18 protein-coding genes are annotated in these 14465 nt (G+C 70.8%); 14 read left to right on the top strand and 4 right to left on the bottom strand.

Going from position 1 to position 14465, the window contains the following annotated elements; genetic code table 11:
* The first annotated feature begins 26 nt into the window (after positions 1–26).
* The 5 genes from Q1N79_RS28490 (at position 27) to Q1N79_RS28470 (ending at position 2777) form a co-directional block, all read left to right on the top strand.
* Positions 27–509, top strand: a complete 483-nt coding sequence (locus Q1N79_RS28490; RefSeq protein ID WP_300614156.1) for a helix-turn-helix transcriptional regulator — start codon at positions 27–29, stop codon at positions 507–509.
* On the top strand, positions 506–919 hold the full coding sequence (locus Q1N79_RS28485) for a VOC family protein (RefSeq protein ID WP_300614154.1): 414 nt from the start codon (positions 506–508) through the stop codon (positions 917–919). Before Q1N79_RS28490 ends, Q1N79_RS28485 begins: the two co-directional genes overlap by 4 nt.
* 138 nt (positions 920–1057) lie before the next feature.
* Positions 1058–1513, top strand: coding sequence for a pyridoxamine 5'-phosphate oxidase family protein (locus tag Q1N79_RS28480; protein WP_300614153.1), 456 nt, complete (start codon positions 1058–1060; stop codon positions 1511–1513).
* A 316-nt stretch (positions 1514–1829) separates the two neighbouring features.
* Complete coding sequence (locus tag Q1N79_RS28475) at positions 1830–2291, top strand: SAM-dependent methyltransferase (protein ID WP_300614152.1); 462 nt, start codon at positions 1830–1832, stop codon at positions 2289–2291.
* A gap of 123 nt (positions 2292–2414) precedes the next feature.
* Positions 2415–2777: a hypothetical protein gene (locus tag Q1N79_RS28470; RefSeq protein ID WP_300614151.1), complete on the top strand. Its 363-nt coding sequence runs from the start codon at positions 2415–2417 to the stop codon at positions 2775–2777.
* Between the two features lie 74 nt (positions 2778–2851).
* Here the strand turns inward: Q1N79_RS28470 and Q1N79_RS28465 are convergent, their stop codons facing one another.
* The 3 genes from Q1N79_RS28465 to Q1N79_RS28455 form a co-directional block, all read right to left on the bottom strand.
* The gene (locus tag Q1N79_RS28465) at positions 2852–4177 is read right to left on the bottom strand and encodes a glycosyltransferase 87 family protein (protein WP_300614150.1); all 1326 of its coding nucleotides are present in this window, start codon (positions 4175–4177) and stop codon (positions 2852–2854) included.
* Positions 4178–4379: 202 nt separating this feature from the next.
* Positions 4380–4997 carry an HAD family hydrolase gene (locus tag Q1N79_RS28460; RefSeq protein WP_300614149.1) on the bottom strand — a complete coding sequence of 206 codons (618 nt, stop codon included), beginning with the start codon at positions 4995–4997 and terminating at the stop codon, positions 4380–4382.
* Positions 4997–6316 (bottom strand): MFS transporter, encoded by a 1320-nt coding sequence (locus tag Q1N79_RS28455; RefSeq protein ID WP_300614148.1) that lies wholly within the window; start codon positions 6314–6316, stop codon positions 4997–4999. The genes Q1N79_RS28460 and Q1N79_RS28455 overlap by 1 nt, the downstream gene beginning before the upstream one ends.
* A gap of 76 nt (positions 6317–6392) precedes the next feature.
* Between Q1N79_RS28455 and Q1N79_RS28450 the strand changes: the two genes are divergently transcribed.
* The 7 genes from Q1N79_RS28450 to Q1N79_RS28420 all read left to right on the top strand — a co-directional run bounded on the left by Q1N79_RS28450 (position 6393) and on the right by Q1N79_RS28420 (position 11779).
* Positions 6393–7130: a VOC family protein gene (locus tag Q1N79_RS28450; protein ID WP_300614147.1), complete on the top strand. Its 738-nt coding sequence runs from the start codon at positions 6393–6395 to the stop codon at positions 7128–7130.
* A gap of 21 nt (positions 7131–7151) precedes the next feature.
* Positions 7152–7817 carry a hypothetical protein gene (locus Q1N79_RS28445; RefSeq protein ID WP_300614146.1) on the top strand — a complete coding sequence of 222 codons (666 nt, stop codon included), beginning with the start codon at positions 7152–7154 and terminating at the stop codon, positions 7815–7817.
* Between the two features lie 9 nt (positions 7818–7826).
* Complete coding sequence (locus Q1N79_RS28440; RefSeq protein ID WP_300614144.1) at positions 7827–8174, top strand: MmcQ/YjbR family DNA-binding protein; 348 nt, start codon at positions 7827–7829, stop codon at positions 8172–8174.
* Between the two features lie 670 nt (positions 8175–8844).
* Positions 8845–9027 carry a hypothetical protein gene (locus Q1N79_RS28435; RefSeq protein WP_300614143.1) on the top strand — a complete coding sequence of 61 codons (183 nt, stop codon included), beginning with the start codon at positions 8845–8847 and terminating at the stop codon, positions 9025–9027.
* Positions 9028–9181: 154 nt separating this feature from the next.
* Positions 9182–9934 (top strand): sulfite exporter TauE/SafE family protein, encoded by a 753-nt coding sequence (locus Q1N79_RS28430; protein WP_300614142.1) that lies wholly within the window; start codon positions 9182–9184, stop codon positions 9932–9934.
* Positions 9935–10323: 389 nt separating this feature from the next.
* Complete coding sequence (locus Q1N79_RS28425; protein WP_300614141.1) at positions 10324–10527, top strand: hypothetical protein; 204 nt, start codon at positions 10324–10326, stop codon at positions 10525–10527.
* A gap of 409 nt (positions 10528–10936) precedes the next feature.
* On the top strand, positions 10937–11779 hold the full coding sequence (locus Q1N79_RS28420; RefSeq protein WP_300614139.1) for a trypsin-like serine protease: 843 nt from the start codon (positions 10937–10939) through the stop codon (positions 11777–11779).
* Positions 11780–11850: 71 nt separating this feature from the next.
* Here Q1N79_RS28420 and Q1N79_RS28415 read toward each other — a convergent pair whose 3' ends face one another.
* Positions 11851–12807 carry an aldo/keto reductase gene (locus tag Q1N79_RS28415; RefSeq protein WP_300614138.1) on the bottom strand — a complete coding sequence of 319 codons (957 nt, stop codon included), beginning with the start codon at positions 12805–12807 and terminating at the stop codon, positions 11851–11853.
* Between the two features lie 511 nt (positions 12808–13318).
* Between Q1N79_RS28415 and Q1N79_RS28410 the strand changes: the two genes are divergently transcribed.
* Positions 13319–14182, top strand: coding sequence for a helix-turn-helix transcriptional regulator (locus Q1N79_RS28410; protein WP_300614136.1), 864 nt, complete (start codon positions 13319–13321; stop codon positions 14180–14182).
* On the top strand, positions 14175–14411 hold the full coding sequence (locus Q1N79_RS28405) for a DUF397 domain-containing protein (RefSeq protein WP_300614135.1): 237 nt from the start codon (positions 14175–14177) through the stop codon (positions 14409–14411). The genes Q1N79_RS28410 and Q1N79_RS28405 overlap by 8 nt, the downstream gene beginning before the upstream one ends.
* Positions 14412–14465: the final 54 nt, after the last annotated feature.

Below are 14465 nucleotides of genomic sequence, written 5' to 3'. Positions count from 1 at the left end.
GGAGCGCGCCCCGGTAGGCTGCGGGCATGACGTTCCGGCAGGCGGACGTGGCGTCGCTGCGGATGCTGCGGCAGGCCAGGGACCGAATCGACCGGGACTACGGCCAGAACATTCCCATCGCGGCGCTGGCCAACGGTGCGGGATACTCGCGGGAGCACTTCATCCGCGCCTTCCGCGCGGCGTACGGGCAGACGCCTGGGCGATACCGGACCAGGCGGCGGGTCGAGCGGGCCTGCGAGCTGCTGCGGTCCGCTAACCTCACCGTCACCGAGATATGCCACCTGGTTGGCTTCACCAGCCTCGGCACGTTCAGCACGCGGTTCGCCGAGCACACCGGCATGTCCCCGTCCCGCTACCGCGCGGAGGCGGCCAGCCGGGGCGGGCCGGCTCCCATCCCCGGCTGCTTCGTCCTGATGTGGGAGACCGGCCTGCCCGCTCCGGGCCGCGGCCAAGGCAGCACTTCCGGAGAAGCCCGCGAACTGTCCGACGGCGTACCGTCTGGCGCATGATCAACGGCATTGACATCGTGTCGGTCTGGGTGCTTGACCAGGACTCGGCCAGAGACTTCTACACAGGGAAGCTGGGCTTCGAGCTCACCAACGACATCAAGCTCGACAACGGGATGCGCTGGCTGACCGTGCGCCCGCCGGGGAGCACCGGCCAGGAGTTCGTGCTGATGGACCCCGCGCACTCGATGCTCGACCGGCAGACCGCCGAGCAGGTCCGGGCGCTGGTGGCGAAGGGCGCCCTCTCCCCCGGCGTGCTGGCCACGTCCGACTGCCGCGGCGACTACGCGGTGCTCGTGCAGCGCGGCGTCGAGTTCACGCAGCCGCCCGCCGAGCGGCCTTACGGGATCGAGGCGATCCTGCGCGACGACTCGGGCAACTGGTTCAGCTTCACCCAGCGAAAGGGATGGTGACCGCGGTCAAGGGACGTGCGGGTCCTGTTTAGGGCGGACCGTCAGGGTCAGGCCGGGACTTCAGGCCGCAGCATCCCCGCGCCGGCGTGACAAGGCTGGAGACACGTAAGAGCCTGTCGATGGCGGAGGTGCATGCACATGGCAACCGGGAAGGAGCGCGCGGCTAACCGGGACGCGCTCAGTGTGTTGTCAGGCACGCATTCGCTGCGGACGCTCAGCCCGGACGAGTGCTTCGACCTGCTGGAACCGGGCGGCGTCGGCCGCGTCGCGTTCATGTCCGCGGACGGGGTCATGGTGCTGCCGGTCAACTTCGCCGTGCTGGGCAGGGCCATCATCTTCCGCACCGCACCGGACACGCTGCTCGCCGTCTACGCCAATGCCCGTGTCGGCTTCGAAGCCGACAGCGTCGACGAGGCGCTGCAGGCAGGCTGGAGCGTCCTCGTGCAGGGCCACGCGCACACGATCAACGACGAGCGTGAGGTCAGGCACCTGGAGGACGCTACCCGTCTCCAGCCGTGGGCAGGCGGCGCGCGGGACGTGTACGTCCGCATCGCCCCGGCCCGGATCAGCGGGCGGCGCATCGGGCCAGGCTGAACCGCCCGGGCTGGCCCGCTGCGTGGGCCGGGCGCGTGGCGGGCCGACCCCACCGCGGGCGGCACTAACCCGGCTTGGCGGTGGGGCCCCCAACGCCAGCCCTATTGGCGCCGGGGCCCCCAACGCCAATAACAGCGCCACGGCCAGTGCTGGAGGCGCTGGTGGAGCGAACCGCCGGGCACGCGACCCTCCGCCTCCAGGTGGCGAAGTTGGTCAGCCGAGGGAGAGGGGACGGCTCGTTACGGGTAAACCTTCCGCAGGGCCGAGCCGGGCGCGTGCCGACCACCACGATCACCGATCTATTCACGGGGAAGCGATGAGCGATTCGATCACCGTCACGCCGATCGGCGCTGTGCGTGGCGGGCGCACCGAGATCTACGAGGACAACTGGGGCGACGTGACCGCGAGGATCGTCCTTGACCCCGCCGAGGTCGAGCCGGAGGCCACGATCGGGCTGGCGGACTACTCTCACCTCGAGGTGGTGTTCGTGTTCCACCTGGCCATCACCGACCGCCGCGGGGCATTTCATCCCCGGGGCGACCCGCGGTGGCCGATGGTGGGAGTGCTGGCGGGGCGCTCCCCGCTGCGGCCGAACCACCTCGGCGTCTCGCGCTGTGAGCTGCTGTCGGTCGACGGGCTTGAGCTGACCGTCCGCGGGCTTGACGCGCTGGACGGGTCACCGGTGCTCGACGTGAAGCCGTACATCAGCCAGCTGGCCCCGCGCGGTCAGGTACGCGAACCAGAGTGGGTCAGCGAGCTCATGCGCGATTACTACTGACCGGCCCTTTCGTCGAGAGTAGTTTCGCAGAGGCCAGTCCCTATAGAACACGCGTTTGACAAACGAACAGGTTTCCGGCAGTGTTGACCTCACTGCACAATGCTCAGAAAGAGGGGTCGAATCATGGGTCAGAAGACTGTCCGGTTTAGCGATCTGAGCGGCCAGCTCATCATGCGCGACGACGCGCTAGCGCGCATCGTGATCCACGAGCACCCCGATCTCGGCGAGGGACCGGTGGAGATCGAGGCGCTCGCCGACGAGGCCCTGGCCTTGGAGAAGGACACGCTGCGGGTTGCCGTGCTCGACCTGTACCTGCCCGGCGAAGACCTGCCAAGGCGCGTCACGATGGACGCCGACGCGTTCGGGGACCGGGTCACCGAGAAGCCCGTGAGCGAGATGCTGGTGAACGCGCGGCCGGTCAAGCGGGTCGGACGCCCGAGGCTCGCGCGGACGACTGGGGCGGACGGGGCTGAGGCGGCCGGGTAGCTGGGGCGGCACCGAGCCTGCGCGGAGGTGCCTCGGGGCGGAGGTGCGTCGGGAGCGGTGGTGGCCGACTGTGGTCAGGCGGCGGCGCGGGCCGGGCTGACCGCGGCTTGCCGGGCCCGCGAGGCCGAGGCGCGCGATACGAGCCCGGTGATGCCGAGGATCAGCAGCAGCGCGAGGCCGGCGAGCACGTACGCGTTCCCCGCCAGCAGCTGCAGGCCGTGCCAGTGGTACTCGAGGAACCACGGCTGGTCGCCGTCCAGCTGGTACTTGGTCACCGGGGTGTACGGCGCGGCCCAGATGAGCCCGTTCGTGAAGTTTCCAGGACCGCTCGTGTAGACGCTCCAGAGGCTGCCTGGCCACGACGCGAACACGAGCAGGATGCCGACCGCGACGGCGGCGGACCCGGCCGCCGCGCGGCGGCGGCCGGCCTGCCACGCACGGAAGGCGTAGTGGCCGGCCGCGATCATGCCGGGCACCACCCACACCCAGTGGTGGTCCCAGCTGATCGGCGAGTCAAGCAGCCCGACGAGGGCCGCCGTGAGCAGCCCGAGCATGGCGTGTCCAGCGCGGTGCAGCATGGCGGCGCAGAGCAGGCCGAACACCGTCACCACCACGACGGCGACCACCCAGGGCACCGTCCCCGCGTCGATGCTGCCCGCCAGCCGTGTCGTGATCGCGCGCAGCGACTGGTTCCCTGTCCAGCCAACGAACCCGGTGCGCCCGTCCTGGATGAACAGGCCGTTCAGCCAGTAGTCCCTGGAGTCGCCGGGCAGGACGAGGAAGCCAAGGAGCACCGTGGCGACGAAGCCGCCGGCAGCCATCCCCGCCTGCCGGAACTTGCGCGTGAGCAGCAGGTACGGGATGAAGATCAGCGGGGTCAGCTTGATCCCGGCGGCAAACCCGGTCGCCAGCCCCTTCCACCGGCCGCGCAGCCGGGTGTCCGGCTGGCACAGGTCCCAGATGATCAGCGCCATCAGCAGCAGGTTGACCTGCCCCAGGTACATGGTGCGGAACACGGGCTCGGTGAGCAGCCCGGCCGCCGCGCCGAGGAGAGCACCGCCCGCCCGGACCCGGCGGTCGGTGTGGCCGAGCGCCGCCACCGTGCACCAGCCCGCCGCGACCAGCGCGACCAGGTTGACCGCCTGGGACAGCCGGGGCAGGATCGACCACGGCACGAACGACACGACGGCGAAGAAGAGCGCGGCGAACGGCGTGTATGTGAACTTCAGTGACACGCTGTTCAGCGGCCAGTCGTACAGCGGGTCGGCCAGCGTCGAGTTGTACGGCGGGCTGATATGCCTGACGATGAGGCCGCCGTCCCTGTACACCTTCAGGTCGGCTGGGTACAGCGTGTAACCGACCGGGTGGATCGCCGAGTAGATCGCCCACAGCGCGAGCATGAGAGCAAAAGCCGCGGCCCCTGCGATCAGGAGGCGCGTGCCTTTGAGCTTCCCACTGGACGTGGCTACGCCTAGGCGATCAAGCACGGAGCTCACCCGGCAAACCTTACAGGTTCTTAACTGTTGTTGCGCCGCCCACGCCCACTTCTATCGTGGCGAAACGAGTCGTGCCAGGGCGGACGGGGAGGTACCCCTCGTCGCGTCACGGGATCGCAGCCCGCAGGTCCGCGTACACGGCGGGAAATTCCGTAAGCGACGCGAGCACCCGGTCCGCGCCCGCCGCCAGGAGGTCACGATCCGTGAACGATCCGGTCGCCACGCCCACCGCCCGCGCCCCCGCCTGGACGGCGGCCGCCATGTCCGCGGGCGTGTCGCCCACATAGACGACGGCCCGCAAGCCGGCCAGCACCGCCGCCTTCTGCGGGCCGTGCACGTCGGCGAACAGCTCGTCGGCGGTGAGCCCGGTGCCGTCCAGGCTCCACCGAGCCGTCACCTCGTACTTGGCGGTGATCACGACGGCGCGCGCGCCCGCCGCCCGGACCGCGGCCAGCGCCTCGGCGGCGCCGGGCAGCACGCTGGTCAGCGGCCCCGCCAGCCGCACGTAGTGCTCGCGGTAGACGCGCATGGCGAACGGCACCTGCCCGGCGGGAAACCAGAACGCGAGTTCGTCCTCCAGCTTGATGCCGAGCCTGCTGTCCACGGCGGCGGGGTCGATCGGCACGCCCGTGTCCGCCGCGACCCCGGCGAACGCGGCCAGGATGGCGCGCCGCGAGTCGATCAGCGTCATGTCGAGGTCGAACCCGACCGGTGCCTGCGCCATCATCCGCCCTCCGCCGCGGCATCCGCGGCGTCCGCGGCTCCGGGCGCCGCGGCGTCGGCGGGGAGCACCCGGGGCCGGGCGGCCAGCAGGCCCGCGACGAGCAGCACGCCCGTGAGCGCGAAGAGCACCGCGAGCGGGGGGTTCCAGCTCCCTGTCGCCGAATGCAGCAGCCCGACCTCAAGCGGGCCTGCGCTTGCGAGCAGGTAGCCGACCGCCTGCGCGAGCGAGGACAGCGAGGCGGCGGCCGCCGGGAACGGCGCCCGCGCCATCGTGAAGAAGATCGCGAGGCTCAGCGCGGCGTTCTGCCCGGCGCCGAGGATCAGCGCCCAGACGACGGCCGAGCCGAGCGGAAGGTAGACGATTCCGGCCAGTCCCGCCGCCATGGCCGCCACGGTCGGCACCACGAGCGCGTACTGCGCGCGCATCCGCTGCGCGAGCACAGGGACGGCCAGCGACACCGCCAGGTTGCCCACGCCCATCAGGGCAAGCAGGTCACCGGCGGTCCCGGCGCTGGCGCCACGGTCGCGCAGGATCGTCGGCAGCCAGGACAGCGCCGCGTAGTACAGCAGGCTCTGGATGCCCATGAACGCGGTGACCTGCCAGGCGAGCGCGTGCCGGTGCACGGCCACCCGGTGCGGTCGCGCCGCAGCGGACAGGGCCGGGCCAGGGGATGAAGCCGGGATCGTTCGGGGGACATGTCGTGCCTGCGGAAGCCAGAGCAGGGCCGCCAGCGCCGCGGGCCCGGCCAGCCAGCCGAGCGTGAGCGGGACCGAGCCGCCGGTGCCGTCCCAGAGCGGCACGCTGACCAGCGACCCGGTGATGGCGCCGACGGACAGCGCGGTGATGTACAGGCCGATGAGGAAGCCCGCGCGTTCCGGCCACCGCCGCTTGATCAGGCTGGACAGCAGGACGTTCATCACCGCGATCGCGGCCGCGGCGAGCACAGTGCCCGGGAACAGCAGCGCGCCCGGCGCCGCGCCGCGCAGCAGGAGGCCGACGGCGAGCGCGACCAGCGCGGCCAGCAGCACCCGCTCCTCGCCGTGCCGCCTGCTCAGCAAAGCGGCGAAACCGGAGACGACGCCGAAGCAGATGACCGGCGTCGCCGCGAGCACGGAGATCTCGGCCGTCGACAGGTGCAGGCTGGCGGCAAGCTCGGGGAAGACCGGCGGCAGGCTGGTGATCGCGCCCCGCAGGTTGAACCCGAGGGCGGCCACGCCGACGACGAGCAGCGCCCGCTCCAGCGCGGCGGTCCGGCGGGACGCCGCGCCTTCGCTCCTGCTCTCATCCGGCTTCGCCGACCGCAACCGATTCACGAGCATCTAACGGTACCCGAAACGCGCCGCGTGGTGGTGATGCGCGATTGCGAGGCCGGGGGGCCGGTGGCAGGCTTGGGTGGTGCTCACCAGGCTGGTCAATGTCGTGATCGACGCGGCCGACCCGGCGCGGCAGGCGAAGTTCTGGTCGGCGGCGCTGCGCTGGGAGATCCCTTTCGCCGAGGAAGCCGGGGCCGCGGTGTGGCCGCCGGGCTACAGCTACCCGCAGCCGTCGGCGCTGCCGTTGGTCTTCGTGGCCGTGCCCGAGCCGAAGACAGGCAAGAACCGGCTGCACATCGACATCGCGACGACATCGCTGGCGCACCAGGATGCCGAATTCGACCGGCTGACGAGGCTGGGCGCGGTCCCGGTGGACATCGGCCAGGGCGACGTGCCGTGGATAGTGCTCGCCGATCCCGAGGGCAACGAGTTCTGCGTGCTTGACCCGCGCCCGGTCTACGCCGGCACAGGGCCGGTCGCCGCGGTGGTCTGCGGCTGCCGCGACCCGCAGGCCCTGGCGGGCTTCTGGGAGCTGGCGTCGGGCTTCACCAGGCAGGCGGCCTGGGACGGGTTCGTGTCGCTGCGCTCGCCGGCCGGTACCGGCCCCTTCCTCGAGCTGCTGCGGGTGCCTGACGCCAAGACCGGCAAGAACCGGGTCCACCTGGACCTTCGGCCGTGGCCTGGTGCCGAGCACGCCGCCGCGGTGGCCGGGCTGCGGGCGGCCGGCGCGACGCTGGCGGAGGTCGGCCAGCACGACGTGCCATGGACCGTGCTCGCCGACCCTGAGGGCAACGAGTTCTGCGTGCTGCGGCCGCGCTGATGGCTGCCCGGTGACCCCGCGATGACCCCGGCGTCCCCGCCGTCCCCGCCGTCCCCGGCGTCCCCGGCGCGGCAGCGGATCCTGGACGCGGTCGCGGCGGAGCTGCGCAGGCTCGCCAGGTACGACGACGAGTCGATCGTGCACGATGCCTGGATCCGGCAGCGCTATGACGGCGGCTTCGCCGCCAGCTACGCGCCGGCCCGGTCGGCCGCCGTGCGCACCGCCTGGCACGAGGCCGGGCACGCGGTCGCGGCGCTCGCGGTCGGCGCGCGGTTCAGTTCGGCGAGCATCCGGGCCGGCGCGGCAAGCTCGGGGCGGGTGCACTCCATCCGCGGGGGCGGTGAGCTCGGGTTCGCCATCGACGCCGCCGGGCAGATCGCCGAACGGCTGCGCGACTGGACGCTGCCGGCGACGGAGGAGGACCTGCGGGCGTGGCTGGCCTCCTGGCGGGGTGACGGCGGCGACGCGCGGCGGTTCCGCGCGGGGATCGGCGCCAGGTTCGGCACGGACGAGGCGGCGGCGTGGCGCTACGGCGTGCGGCTGCTCACCCCGCTGCGGCCGCAGATCAGGGAGCTGGCCCGGGCCCTGCTCGTGTATCCCCGGCAGCTGCCGTACGAGGTTGCCGCGGCGGTCGCCGGGGTCAGCAGTGGCGCCGGCGGCGGGGCCATGCGCGGCGGTCACCCGTAGCATGACCGCATGACCGCCGACGAGCTGCTCGCGTACTGCCTGTCCAAGCCCGGTGCGTGGCAGGACCGGCCCTGGGAGGGTGACGTCGTCACCAAGGTCGGCCAGAAGATCTTCGCGTTTCTCGGCTCAGGCGAACCGCTCAGCGTGGGCCTGAAGTGCGGCGCCAGCCGCGACGTCGCCGACGAGTGGCTGCTGCGCTACCCCCGCGACGCCGCCGTGATGGCCTATATCGGCCGGTCCGGCTGGAACAGCCTGCGGATCGGCGGCTCCATCCCCGACGACGAGATCATGGAGGCGATCGACGCCTCCTACGCGGCCGTGCTGCGCAAGCTCCCGAAAAGGGACCGCCCGGCCTAGAACGCGGCCGTCTCGGCGTCATTTGGCTCAGGTATTCGGGGTAAGGCTGGGCGAGCGCTGGTCGGCGACACGCCCGGGCCGCTGGCGCTTAGCCACTGATGACCGTGATGCGCTGGCGAACCGGAGTGCGGCGAGTGCCACGGTCCGCAGCGCGGCGCGCCAATTATCGCGAAGACTTTTTTAACGTGTAGAGATTTTGCAGCTGTAAGTATAAAAAGTCTTCGAGATCATGGCCCGGGCGTGGAAGTCTCAAGTGCAGGTTGCGACAAATCACGCGAAACGGGCCTGCCAGCACCGGCACCGGCAGGGCAACCGCTCGTCCGGGTCGCATTGATGTCCGGTTCCAGCTCCCGGTGACCGGACCAGCCGGGCCGCCAAGATCGACTTGGGCCGAACGGCATTGCGCCCGGGCGGTCAACTGACAAATGGCGGAAAAATTTTTGCTGACCCGTGAACCGGCCGCCTGGTCCCGTCCGTGTTCCTAGATGTACGGGGAACGCAGGTAAAAAACCCGCCCAATCTGGTCATCCCATGCAGGTGACGCCGCAATGCCCGCTCGGGGCCTGAGCGATCGTCACCCGCCGGCAGCTGTTCTGCAGCTCCGCCGCTTGTCGGAAGCGACGAGCACCACGAACCAGAAGGCGAGTTGATACCGATGCATCCCACCCTGATGAGCCAGCTCACCGCCGAACGGCAGGCCAGCCGGATCGCCGAAGCGGACCGGCAGCGCCTGGCCAGGCAGGCTCGCGCGGCCCGCAAGGCGGCAACCACGGCCGTCCCGTCCGGGCCGGCCCGCCAGCCGCTCCGCGTGCCACGGCTGCCCGTGTGGCTGCGCCACCGGGTTCCCGCCTGACCGCATCGACGGCCGCCACTGCTCCCCGCGGCGGGGTCCGCAGCGCGCCGAGACGCTGCGGACCTCCTGCCGTCGGCCACCCACCTCGTGCGATCAAGCTCACAGCGTCAGCGGCTAGGCGGCATCCGCCAGCCGGCTGATGATTGACCCATATATGACCGTCTACCAAGCAGTTGTGCTGCTCGCGGCGGGCATTGGCGGCGGCGTGGCCAGCACGGTGGCGAGCGTCGCCAGCGTCGTCTCCTACCCCGTGCTGCTCGCGCTCGGCCTGCCGCCGCTGTCGGCCAACGTGACCAACACGGTGTCGCTCGTGCTCACCGGCGCCGGGTCGGTGCTGGGATCCCGGCCGGAACTCACCGGCCAGCGCGGCCGGACGCTGCGGCTCGCCGCGATCACGGCGCTCGGCGGGGCGGCCGGGGCCGGCGTCCTGCTGCTCGCGCCGGCCGGCGCCTTCGGCGTCGTGGTTCCCGTGCTGATCGGCGGCTCCTCGCTCGTGCTGCTCGCCCAGCCGATGATCAGGGGGCTGGCGCCGCGGCCGGGCGCCGAACGGTCCGGGCGCCGCCTGGCGGGAGTGTTCGCGGTGGCGATGTACATCGGCTACTTCGGCGCTGCGGGCGGTGTCCTGCTGCTCGCCATGCTGTGCACGATGATCAGCGAGTCTCTCGTCCGGGTGAACGCGGTCAAGAACGCGATCACCGGCGCGGCCAACGGCGTGGCGGCGATCATGTTCGCCGCATTCGCGCCCGTGCACTGGGCGTTCGTCTCGCCGCTGGCCGCGGGCTTCCTCATCGGCGGGCTCACCGGGCCGCGCCTGGTCCGGCGGCTGCCGGTACGGGGGCTGCGGGTCTTCATCGCGGCGTGCGGGCTCGCGCTCGCGGTCAGGCTGGGCGTCGCCGCCTACCGGTAGGCGGGAGGCTGGCACGGTTCATCCGCCGCCGCCTCGCCGCCGGCCTTCCCGCCGCCGCGAAAACTACAGCGCAGTTGCTTAATTGGCGGGAATTGCCCATTGTTACGGCTGATTTAATTTTTGCGTGCGCGACATGCCCGGCATATCGATAAATAGCCTACATAGGCAATTACATTCGTCTATTCTCGCCGTATACACGCCAGCGACCTGCGTCGCTGGCGACCCAGGAATCCGGGGGCGGCCCAGGGGCAAGCGGCAGCGGACCTGGCCACGCCCGGCACACGGCGGTCCTGCGCGCCTGTCCGCACGAACGCAGCGCGCCGCCACGCTAACGGGGCGTGATTTTCCGTCACGCGCGTCCCTCGCGCCCACGGCGGGAGCAGTTTCACATGGCAGTGCTCATCCTCATCGTCATCGTCGCCGCAGCCGGGTACTACGTCTCGCTGCGCATCCACCCGTTCACCAAGTGCCGCGTCTGCAATGGCGGCGGCAAGCACACAGGCAGCGTGTACACCTACGCGCACCGCAAGTGCCGCAAGTGCGGCGGCAGCGGACGCAAGGACCGGCTCGGCGTCAGGCTGTTCATCCGGTGAGTCGCCGCGGTCCGTTCGGGATGAAAGTCATGATTCGCCCGAACGGACCGTCGCGTCTGTCCAGCGGCGCCCGAGCAGCGCGGAGCGGGCGGCCGGCCACGTGCCCAGGGCTGCCCAGCGGCGCTCACGAACACCTCGCCTCACTGCTCACCAGGCGCATCCGCCTCCTGTAACACGCTGCGGGTCCCGTTCGCTCCCCGGCTGGCGGACGTCAGCGTCCAGCGAAATCTAAGGATCTTCTAAGGATCAGGCCCTAGCGTGACATCGATCGATAGATCACAATTGAGCATCGGCATGGCAACAGCCGATGCAAGTTCTGGTCGTTTGCCGACATTGCCCGATTTTAGGGTCGAATGTGGATAAACCCGGCGCTCGCCGTCGGCGTGGGGCGGTGCATGGAGGTGGGTGGATGAGGTCTCCGCTGCGCCGCGCCATCCGCGCCATCCGCGCGCTTGCCCAGCGCAAGCGGCTTAGCGCTGCCGCCGCCCTCTCCGCCGTCGCCGTGTTCGCCGTGGTGATAGGGGTCCCGGCCGACGGCGGTGCCTCGCGCCTCGCGGAACGGATCGGCCCTCCGGACCGGATGACAGGAACGTCGCTTACGGGTCAGGCCTTCGGCGGGGTGGCCGCCGTCGGCGCGCTGTTCACGTACGGCTCCGGCCGGCTTGGCAGTCACTTCTGCACGGCGAGCGTCGTGGACAGCCCGGCCGGCGACCTCGCCGTCACCGCGGCCCACTGCGTGACCGGCAGGACGGAGCAGATCGCGTTCGTCCCCGGCTATGCCGACGGCAAGGCCCCGTACGGGATCTGGCAGGTCACCCGCATCTACACCGATCAGGCCTGGCAGTCCTCCCAGAACCCGAACGACGACGTCGCCTTCCTGCGGCTGTCCCCGGCCGGGGACGGCGTCCCCATCGAGGACGTCACCGGCGCCGAACAGCTCGGCACCAGCCCGCAGGCCAGCACGCTCGTCCAGGTGATCGGCTACCCGGACGGCGCGAACGAGCCGGTGTGGTGCGTGAACTCGACGACGAGCTTCAGCCCCACCCAGCTCCAGTTCGACTGCGGCGGCTACACCGACGGGACAAGCGGCGGCCCGTTCCTCGCCGACCTGTCGGCGACGACCGGCCAGGGCGTCGTGATCGGCGTGATCGGCGGCTACGAACAGGGCGGGCTGACGCCGTCGGTGTCGTACTCCGCGGTGTTCGGGACGGCGGTGGCGGCCCTGTACGAGACCGCGGTGGCGGGCGGCTGAGCGCCGCCGCACCAGCCGCGGACCGGCGGGGGCTGGAGAGACGGCCGGGACCGTTCGGGATAGTGGGCCTGTTATCTTTCCTGCGCCGGCGGGGGGACGATCGCGTCGATCTCCGCGAGCTCGGCCGCGGTCGGCTCCCACTCCCCCGCGGCCGCGTTGGCCTTGACCTGGTCCGGTGACGTCGCGCCGGCGATCACCGAGGCGCAGCCCGGCTGCGCGGCGAGCCCGCCGATAGCGATCTCGAGCACGCTCACGCCGTGCTCGGCGCCCCAGGAGATGAGCGCCTCCACCTTGGCGAGCTTGTCGTCGGTGACGTAGCCAGCGCGGGCCGCGAGCCGGGTGCCGGCGGGCACCGCCTGGCCGCGCCGCACCTTGCCGGTGAGCAGCCCGTTCGCCAGCGGGAAGAACGGCAGCACGCCGAGCCCGAAGTGGCGCGCCGCGGGGAGCACCTCCGCTTCCGCGCCGCGCTCGAGCAGCGACCAGTGGTTCTGGGCGGAGACGAACGGGGTGCGGTTGGCGCTCGCCGCCTTGTGCGCGGCGTCCGCCAGCTGCCAGCCTGACAGGTTCGAGTGCCCCAGGTACCTGACCTTGCCCTCGGTGACCAGCTCGGACAGCGCGGCGATCGTCTCCTCGATCGGCGTCAGCGGGTCCGGGGTGTGCAGCTGGTACAGGTCGATGTAGTCGGTCCGCAGCCGCGTGAGCGACTTGTCCACGGCCAGCCGGATGTACTTGCGGCTGCCCTTGGCCCCGGCGGCGGCGCCATACCCCATGTCCGTCCGCTGGTTGCCGAACTTCGTGGCCAGGACCACCGCGTCGCGGCGGCCGGCGAGCGCCTCGCCGAGCGCGAGCTCGGACCCGCCGTCCTTGCCGTAGGTGTCGGACGTGTCGAGAAGAGTGATGCCGGCGTCGATGGCGGCGTCCACCACCGCACGCGTCTGCTGCACGTCCAGACGTCCGCCGAAGTTGTTGCCGCCGAGGCCGACCACCGAGACGAGCAGCCCGGAGTCGCCGAGGGTTCGATAGCGCATGACAGGCATCATAACGGAGGCGGAATATCCGCTTGCAATTGCCTGGAGGCGGCCCCGCGGCGGCGGCGACCGCTCGTGGCCGCCGGGAAAATTGGCGAATTACCCGCGGCGCAATTACGTGAAACCGGGCGTGCGCGCTTTACTGACGCGGCACGGGGGAGCCTGGGAGGGCACTTACCGGGCCCGGAGCCGGGCTCGCGGCGGTCGCCTTGTGCATGCACAAAACGGCGGTTGTGCATGCACAATAAGGCTTTTGTGCATGCACAGAAACCGGCCCTGTGCATGCACGGCAGGAACTCCCGCACCGCGTGCTTCAACTGGCAAACGGGGCCACCGGCGGGCCAGGAAGAGGTATACGCTCAGATTGAGCGACGCGGGTTCGAGAGCTAACCTGATATGACGTGCGCGATACCATTGGGGCGCCCGGGAACCGCCCCGCTGACGCGATTGCGCAATTCTTGGGGACATTAACCGTGCCGGGTGGCAACGGACAACGAGGAGGTCGGCCGGCGTGCCTGACTCTTCCGACGGACCTACGGTCCTGCGCATCCTGCTTGGCGGCCACCTGCGGCGGCTGCGGGAGAGCAAGGGCATCTCGGCGCGGCGGGCCGCCGCGTCGATCCGGGCGTCAGAGTCCAAGATCAGCCGTATCGAGCTCGGCCGTAACGCGATCCGCGAGATCGACGTGCTCGACCTGCTGAACCTCTACGACGCCGATCCCGTCGAGCGTTCGCAGCTGCTCACCCTGGCCGAGCAGGCTAACCGGCCCGGCTGGTGGCAGCGCTACCACGACATCCTGCCCGAGTGGTTCCAGGCGTACGTCGGCATGGAAGAGGCGGCGCGGTCGATCCGGGTGTACGAGCCGCAGTTCATCCCCGGCCTCCTGCAGACCGAGGAGTACGCGACCGCCGTGCTGTCGCTCGGCGACTTCTCCGTCGAGGATGCGGAGCGGCATGTCGTGCTCCGCAGGGAGCGGCAGCGGCGGTTCCGCGAGGGCAAGCTGAAGCTCTGGGTCATCGTCGACGAGGCGGCACTGCGGCGCCCGGTCGCCGGCCCCGACGTGCAGGTCGAGCAGCTCAGCTACCTGCGCAAGCAGAGCAGCACCCCGGCGCTGACCCTGCAGGTCATCCCGTACGGGATGGGCGGCTACGCGGCGCCTGGCGGCTTCAGCATTCTGCGGTTCACCGACAGCGACCTTCCCGACGTGGTCTACGTGGAGAACCTGACCAGCGCGCTCTACCTCGACAAGCAGGCCGAAGTAGACCGCTACCTGCTCGCGATGGAGCGGCTGAGCATCATGGCCCACGAGCCGCAGCGGACACCGCAGATCCTCGACGGGATCATCAGGGAACTGGAGGCGAAGCGCGATGAGTGACGTGAGCAACGGAATGTCCGCCAGGGACCTCAGCAGGGCGACCGGCGCGCGGTGGGTGAAGAGCAGCCGCAGCGGTCCCACCGGGGGAAACTGCGTCGAAGTCGCGTTTCTCGCCGACGGTCAGGTAGCCGTCCGGCACTCACGGCACCCGTCCGGGCCCGCGCTGGTGTTCTCGGCACCGGAGTGGGATGCCTTCGTGGGCGGGGCCAAGGACGGCGAATTCGGCTGACATGTCGACGGGCCCCCGTGCGGCGCGGGGACCCGTCGTCTCCCTGTTCTCTTC

The organism is Trebonia sp., assembly GCF_030042015.1.
In the GTDB taxonomy this organism is placed as follows: domain Bacteria; phylum Actinomycetota; class Actinomycetes; order Streptosporangiales; family Streptosporangiaceae; genus Trebonia.
The sequence above is the reverse complement of the archived record's forward strand: the minus strand, read 5'-3'. Positions and strand labels throughout refer to the sequence as shown.

Excerpts from the sequence above, each read along its gene's own strand:
- Q1N79_RS28470 (WP_300614151.1), top strand. The coding sequence starts at position 2,415 with ATGGGTCAGAAGACTGTCCGGTTTAGCGATCTGAGCGGCCAGCTCATC.
- Q1N79_RS28485 (WP_300614154.1), top strand. The coding sequence starts at position 506 with ATGATCAACGGCATTGACATCGTGTCGGTCTGGGTGCTTGACCAGGAC.
- Q1N79_RS28420 (WP_300614139.1), top strand. The coding sequence starts at position 10,937 with ATGAGGTCTCCGCTGCGCCGCGCCATCCGCGCCATCCGCGCGCTTGCC.
- Q1N79_RS28430 (WP_300614142.1), top strand. The coding sequence starts at position 9,182 with ATGACCGTCTACCAAGCAGTTGTGCTGCTCGCGGCGGGCATTGGCGGC.
- Q1N79_RS28435 (WP_300614143.1), top strand. The coding sequence starts at position 8,845 with ATGAGCCAGCTCACCGCCGAACGGCAGGCCAGCCGGATCGCCGAAGCG.
- Q1N79_RS28475 (WP_300614152.1), top strand. The coding sequence starts at position 1,830 with ATGAGCGATTCGATCACCGTCACGCCGATCGGCGCTGTGCGTGGCGGG.
- Q1N79_RS28465 (WP_300614150.1), bottom strand. The coding sequence starts at position 4,177 with ATGCTCGCGCTGTGGGCGATCTACTCGGCGATCCACCCGGTCGGTTAC.
- Q1N79_RS28455 (WP_300614148.1), bottom strand. The coding sequence starts at position 6,316 with ATGCTCGTGAATCGGTTGCGGTCGGCGAAGCCGGATGAGAGCAGGAGC.
- Q1N79_RS28460 (WP_300614149.1), bottom strand. The coding sequence starts at position 4,997 with ATGGCGCAGGCACCGGTCGGGTTCGACCTCGACATGACGCTGATCGAC.
- Q1N79_RS28440 (WP_300614144.1), top strand. The coding sequence starts at position 7,827 with ATGACCGCCGACGAGCTGCTCGCGTACTGCCTGTCCAAGCCCGGTGCG.
- Q1N79_RS28415 (WP_300614138.1), bottom strand. The coding sequence starts at position 12,807 with ATGCGCTATCGAACCCTCGGCGACTCCGGGCTGCTCGTCTCGGTGGTC.
- Q1N79_RS28445 (WP_300614146.1), top strand. The coding sequence starts at position 7,152 with ATGACCCCGGCGTCCCCGCCGTCCCCGCCGTCCCCGGCGTCCCCGGCG.
- Q1N79_RS28490 (WP_300614156.1), top strand. The coding sequence starts at position 27 with ATGACGTTCCGGCAGGCGGACGTGGCGTCGCTGCGGATGCTGCGGCAG.
- Q1N79_RS28480 (WP_300614153.1), top strand. The coding sequence starts at position 1,058 with ATGGCAACCGGGAAGGAGCGCGCGGCTAACCGGGACGCGCTCAGTGTG.
- Q1N79_RS28425 (WP_300614141.1), top strand. The coding sequence starts at position 10,324 with ATGGCAGTGCTCATCCTCATCGTCATCGTCGCCGCAGCCGGGTACTAC.
- Q1N79_RS28405 (WP_300614135.1), top strand. The coding sequence starts at position 14,175 with ATGAGTGACGTGAGCAACGGAATGTCCGCCAGGGACCTCAGCAGGGCG.